Source organism: Nitrospirota bacterium (assembly GCA_037386965.1).
Lineage (GTDB): Bacteria > Nitrospirota > Thermodesulfovibrionia > Thermodesulfovibrionales > JdFR-86 > JARRLN01.
Genome location: JARRLN010000116.1, coordinates 1 through 4,973 on the forward strand (window position 1 = coordinate 1; position 4,973 = coordinate 4,973).

General features: G+C 64.3%; 5 protein-coding genes. 4 read left to right on the forward strand and 1 reads right to left on the reverse strand.

The features are described 5' to 3' along the window. Window positions 1–175 precede the first annotated feature (175 nt). The 3 genes from P8Y39_12415 (at window position 176) to ligA (ending at window position 3,226) form a co-directional block, all read left to right on the forward strand. Window positions 176–517 (forward strand): hypothetical protein, encoded by a 342-nt coding sequence (locus tag P8Y39_12415; GenBank protein MEJ2193120.1) that lies wholly within the window; start codon window positions 176–178, stop codon window positions 515–517. Window positions 518–675: 158 nt separating this feature from the next. Further along, window positions 676–1,164 carry a CinA family protein gene (locus tag P8Y39_12420; GenBank protein MEJ2193121.1) on the forward strand — a complete coding sequence of 163 codons (489 nt, stop codon included), beginning with the start codon at window positions 676–678 and terminating at the stop codon, window positions 1,162–1,164. Next, window positions 1,157–3,226 carry an NAD-dependent DNA ligase LigA gene (gene ligA, locus P8Y39_12425; GenBank protein MEJ2193122.1) on the forward strand — a complete coding sequence of 690 codons (2,070 nt, stop codon included), beginning with the start codon at window positions 1,157–1,159 and terminating at the stop codon, window positions 3,224–3,226. The genes P8Y39_12420 and ligA overlap by 8 nt, the downstream gene beginning before the upstream one ends. A gap of 75 nt (window positions 3,227–3,301) precedes the next feature. On the opposite strand, the gene P8Y39_12430 is transcribed toward ligA, so the two are convergent. Beyond that, window positions 3,302–4,132, reverse strand: coding sequence for a PAS domain S-box protein (locus P8Y39_12430; protein MEJ2193123.1), 831 nt, complete (start codon window positions 4,130–4,132; stop codon window positions 3,302–3,304). Window positions 4,133–4,470: 338 nt separating this feature from the next. On the opposite strand from P8Y39_12430, the gene P8Y39_12435 reads away from it, so the two are divergent. Next, window positions 4,471–4,767 carry a hypothetical protein gene (locus P8Y39_12435; GenBank protein ID MEJ2193124.1) on the forward strand — a complete coding sequence of 99 codons (297 nt, stop codon included), beginning with the start codon at window positions 4,471–4,473 and terminating at the stop codon, window positions 4,765–4,767. The last annotated feature ends 206 nt before the right edge of the window (window positions 4,768–4,973 follow it).

Below are 4,973 nucleotides of genomic sequence, written 5' to 3' on the forward strand. Positions count from 1 at the left end.
CGAAGGAGTCACGCGAAGGTTTGCAGACTTCCTTTTTGCAGCCACCGGACATACCGGTTGGCGACTCAAGCGCTCGCGGCCACCGCCGCTCTCGGACCCAGCTGAGACCGTCCGCTTCATAAAGCCTTCATAGTTCCTTCAAAGTATCTTCACACCGGCCCGCTATGCTAAAGGCATGAAAAAAGGCATCCTCGCATCTCTCCTCCTTCTCCTCGTCCTCTCCGTGGGCGTTCCCCCGGCCCACGGGGGGGACGACGAGAACGTACCGGCCCCTGCCGAGCAGCCGTCCATCAGGTACGGCGCTTCCTGCCGGGGCCCCTACGGGGCGATGCACAGCCATGCCACGCTGGGGGATGCCGTCAACGCCCTGATTGCCTATTTCGAGCAGAAGGGGCTCAAGGTGGTCATAACGGGCCACGACAGGCGATTCATCCTGGCAGACATCTATCGCGGAGAGGAGCAGGTGGACAGCATCGTCCTGGATGCCCGCACCGGCCGCATGCGCTCCGTCTACTGACCGGGCAATCACCCCCGGAAGGGGTTTACATAGAGGGGCGGCGGGCGCGAGCCCAGCCGCCCGATTTTTTTCCTGCCGCCCATCCCGAAGAGCACCCCCCGAAGCCTCCCCGCGTGCTCTCTTGTGGGTTTGGCCCAAGGCCCGCTAAAATGTGAGGCATGAAAAACAGGGCGAGAGACGCGGTGATGGAGGTCCATCGGGCCTTCAAGGAGCGGGGCGGGACGCTGGCCGTGGCCGAGTCCTGCACCGGGGGGCTCCTGGCCCACTGGCTCACCGAGGTGGCGGGGGCGAGCAGCTTTTTCCTGGGAGGGGTGGTCGCCTACGCAGAGGGGATGAAGACGCGCGTGCTGGGCGTCCCCGGGGCGAGCATCGAGGAGCGGGGCGTGGTGAGCGAGGAGTGCGCCCGGCTGATGGCCGAGGGGGTGCGGGCCCTGGCCGGGGCGGACTACGCCCTGGGTACGACGGGCAACCTGGGCCCCGATGCCCTGGAGGGCAAGCCCCGCGGGCTTATCTACGTGGCCGCCTCCGCCCCGGGGGAGACCCGGGCGAGGGAGCTACGGCTCGGAGGCTCCCGGCACCAGAACAAGGAAGAGGCGGCACTGGCCGCCCTCGAGCTTCTCCTTACGCTCATCGAGGCCCATGGCTAAGCCCGGCCCGGAGAAGAAAGCGGAGCCAAAGAAGAGAGCCGAGATAGAGCGTCTCGTCAGGGACCTCAACTACCACAACTACCGCTACTACGTCCTGGACAGCCCCGTCATCTCCGACGCCGACTACGACCAACTCCTCAGAAGGCTCAAGGACCTGGAGGAGGAGACGGGCCTTGTCCTTCCCGACTCCCCCACCCAGCGCGTGGGGGCCCCGCCCCTGGAGAAGTTCCGGAAGGTCCGCCACGCCCAGCCCATGCTCTCCCTGGACAACGCCTTCTCGGCCGACGAGGTCAGGGAGTTCGACCGCCGGGTAAAGAGGTTCCTGGGGACGGAGGAGGACATAGAGTACACGGTGGAGCCCAAGTACGACGGCCTGGCCATCGAGCTTTCCTACCAGAAGGGCGCCCTGGCCACCGCCTCCACGCGGGGGGACGGCTACGAGGGGGAAGACGTCACCGTGAACATAAGGACCATCCATGCCGTGCCCCTCGCCCTTCGGGGCGAGCCGCCCCCGGAGCGGCTGGACGTGCGGGGGGAGGTCTACATGGACATCGAGGAGTTCGAGGAGCTGAACCGGGAGAAGACGGCCCGGGGAGAGGCCCCCTTCGCCAACCCGCGAAACGCCGCCGCCGGCTCGGTCCGCCAGCTGGACAGTTCCATCACCGCCCGCAGAAAGCTGCACGCGGCCTGCTACGGCGTGGGGGCGCAGGAAGGCGCGCGCTTCGACACCCAGTGGGAGATGCTCGCCTGGCTCCGGGCGGCGCGGTTTCCGGTGCCGGTTATGATGCGCCTGGCGCGGGGGATTGAGGAGGTCCTCGCCCACATAAAAAACATAGAGGAGGCCCGCCACACCTTCGCCTTCGAGGCGGACGGCGCGGTGGTGAAGGTAAACGACCTGGCCCTTCAGGACCGCCTGGGGGCCAGGACCCGTGAGCCCCGCTGGGCGGTGGCCTACAAGTTCCCGGCCCACCGGGGGGTGACGGTGATAGAGCACATCGTGCCCAGCGTGGGAAGAACGGGGGTCGTCACCCCCATCGCCTTCCTCAAGCCCGTGCGCGTCGGCGGGGTCACGGTCTCCCGCTCCACCCTCCATAACTGGGACGAGATAGAGCGCAAGGACGCCCGCGTGGGGGACACCGTGGTGGTGGAGCGGGCCGGGGACGTCATCCCCCACGTGGTGGAGGTAAAGAAGGAAAAGCGCACGGGGACGGAGAGAAAGGTTCCCCCGCCCCAGCGCTGCCCGGAGTGCGGCTCCCGGGTGGTGCGCGAGGAAGGAGAGGTGGCCTACCGCTGCTTGGGCCTGAACTGCCCCAAGCAGGTGCGCGGAAGAATAGAGCACTATGCCTCCCGGGGGGCCCTGGACATCGAGGGGCTGGGGGAGAAGAACGTGGCGCTCCTTCACGAGAGGGGCCTGGTGCATCACTTCACGGACATCTACAGGCTCAGGAAAGAGGACCTCCTTGCCCTGCCCCGTTTTGCGGAGAAGTCCGCCCAGAACCTCATGGACGCCATCGAGGCGAGCAAGGAGACCACGCTGGCCCGGTTCCTTTACGGCCTGGGCATCCCCCACGTGGGGGAGCATGCGGCGAGGCTTCTGGCCAGGCATTTCCGGAGCCTGGAGGACCTCTACGGGATTTCGCCCGAGCGCATCACGGAGATAAAGCAGATGGGAGAGAAAATCGCCCTGGCCGTGAGCCGGTTCTTCGGCGAGGAGAAAAATGTGAAAGCCCTCAAGGAGCTCAAGGCCCTGGGGGTGCGCATCACAAACCCCGAGTACCGGGCCCCCGCGGAGGAAGAAGCGGAGCGGGGCCCCCTCGCGGGGCTAACCTTCGTTGTTACGGGCACCATGCCCCGGAGCCGCAAGGAGGTGGAGGCCCTCATCGAGGAGGCCGGGGGGCAGGCCACGGGGTCGGTCTCCCGGAGCACGGACTACCTGGTGGTGGGGGAGAACCCCGGCGACGCCAAGCTCACCCGGGCCCGGGACCTGGAGGTAAAGAGGATATCCTACGAAGAGCTGCTTGAGATGCTCGGGAAAGGGTCCCCGCCGGGCACGCTCTTTTGAGGGAAGCGGCTCGTTCTCTTATTGCCGGAAGAAAGCTACAGTTTAAGGTTTGCAGTGTGAGGAGAAGCTAACTGGTTAGCCCGGGCGCCGCCCTTTGAGGAGGACGGCCATGCGGGTTTCGGTCTTCTTTCGTTCGGAGATTTCCGTCTGGAGCTTCTTTTCCGTCTCCCTGAGGCTCGCCGTGCGCTCCTGGCACTCTACCTTAAGCGCCTCGTAGGTCCGGCTCAGCTCCTCCTGCATGTGCCTCAGGTCGGTAATGTCGCGGACGATGTTCCGGGAGCCCACCACCTTCCCCCCTCGCACGATGGCCGAGGTGCTCACTTCCACGTCAAGCCAGCATCCCTCCCGGGCGCGCATCCTGGTGACGTACTTCTCCCGGAGGTCGCTCTCCCTGAGGCCGGTGCAGTCCCTGCCCATGAAGGGGATCTCTCCCGCCGGCATGATGTCCCGGAGGTTCATCCGAAGAAACTCCTCCTTGCTGTGGTCCAGGAGCTCCACGGCCCGCCTGTTGACGTCCACGAAGCGGAGGGCGTCGTCCACGATGAAAATGGGGTCGTTGGCGTTCTGGAAGAGGTCGCGGTACTTGGACTCCGAGACGACGGTCCTGGTGAGGAACTTCTCCCGCTCGTTGACGAGAAAGCCGATGACGGTGGTTATGAAGGGGGCGAAGAAGACCAGCGCGCGGAAGCGGATGCCGCTGTGCTCGGGGGAGAGGAAGTGCTCGATGAAGGAGTGCCCCTCTGCCCCGTCCATGGCGAAGAAGAATATGAAGATGTAGACGGCAAACCCCACCCAGCCCCCGGCCAGGATAAAAATGGCCTGCAGCGAGGTGCCCGGCCTCTGCTCCTTGATGGAAGCGCCCGCGGCGGCGTCCGCGGACTTGTCTTTCCGACTGCCTTTGCTCAAAAGCCCACCCTCGAAAGGCGGGGAAGGCGACCACCGCCTTCCGCTTTCACCCTTCGCCGCTGAACGTAGTGTACCGGAGGGGGAGAAGGAGGGGTGTGAGACGGCTCACGGGCCGGCAATGGCCGCGGGCCGGGGCGAAACGACTTTCTTCCATGAAATTGAGAGAAGAAGAGCAATTTCTGTCTTGTCGGGGAGAATCGGCGAAACCCACCTTGATGCTATGAAATCAAATGGAATCTCCTTTTCCTCCCTCCACGAAGGGGCATTAACAAGTTCGCCTTCCTGCGATACAATGGGGCTGAGAAGAGGACGGACCACGAACGAAAAGGAGGACGGCCATGGCCAAGGTTGACATGGAGACCTACCGGACCCAGTACCTGAGACCGGTGGAAGAGAAGTTGATGGCAAACAGGGAGAAGGTGCCCCATTATACGAGTGCGCTTCTGGAGGACGCCATCAGGACGGAGCTCAACCGGGCGGACCCGGAGACGTGGCTGGTCGAGGTGCCGGACGACAAGGAAAAGGCCCTCAAGGAGGCAGAGGAGCGTATGCTGGAGTTCATGAAGAAGAACGTGGACCTGGGTGTGGGCAAAGGGGCCATAATGGAGGGAGGGGAGAAGCAGAGGGAACTCTAAAATATCGTAAGGGGGAGTCTCTCCCCCTTACGTATCCCCCCAAAAACAAGACCAAAAAGAACCTGCTTTGGGCGTAAGGGGGACTGACGTCCCCCTTACGTACCCCCCTGAAGAAAAGAGAAGAACAACCCCTTACGTATCCCCCAAAAAAGCAAGGACCAAAAACCCTGCTTTGCGCAAGGGGGCTGGAGTCCCCCTTGCGCACC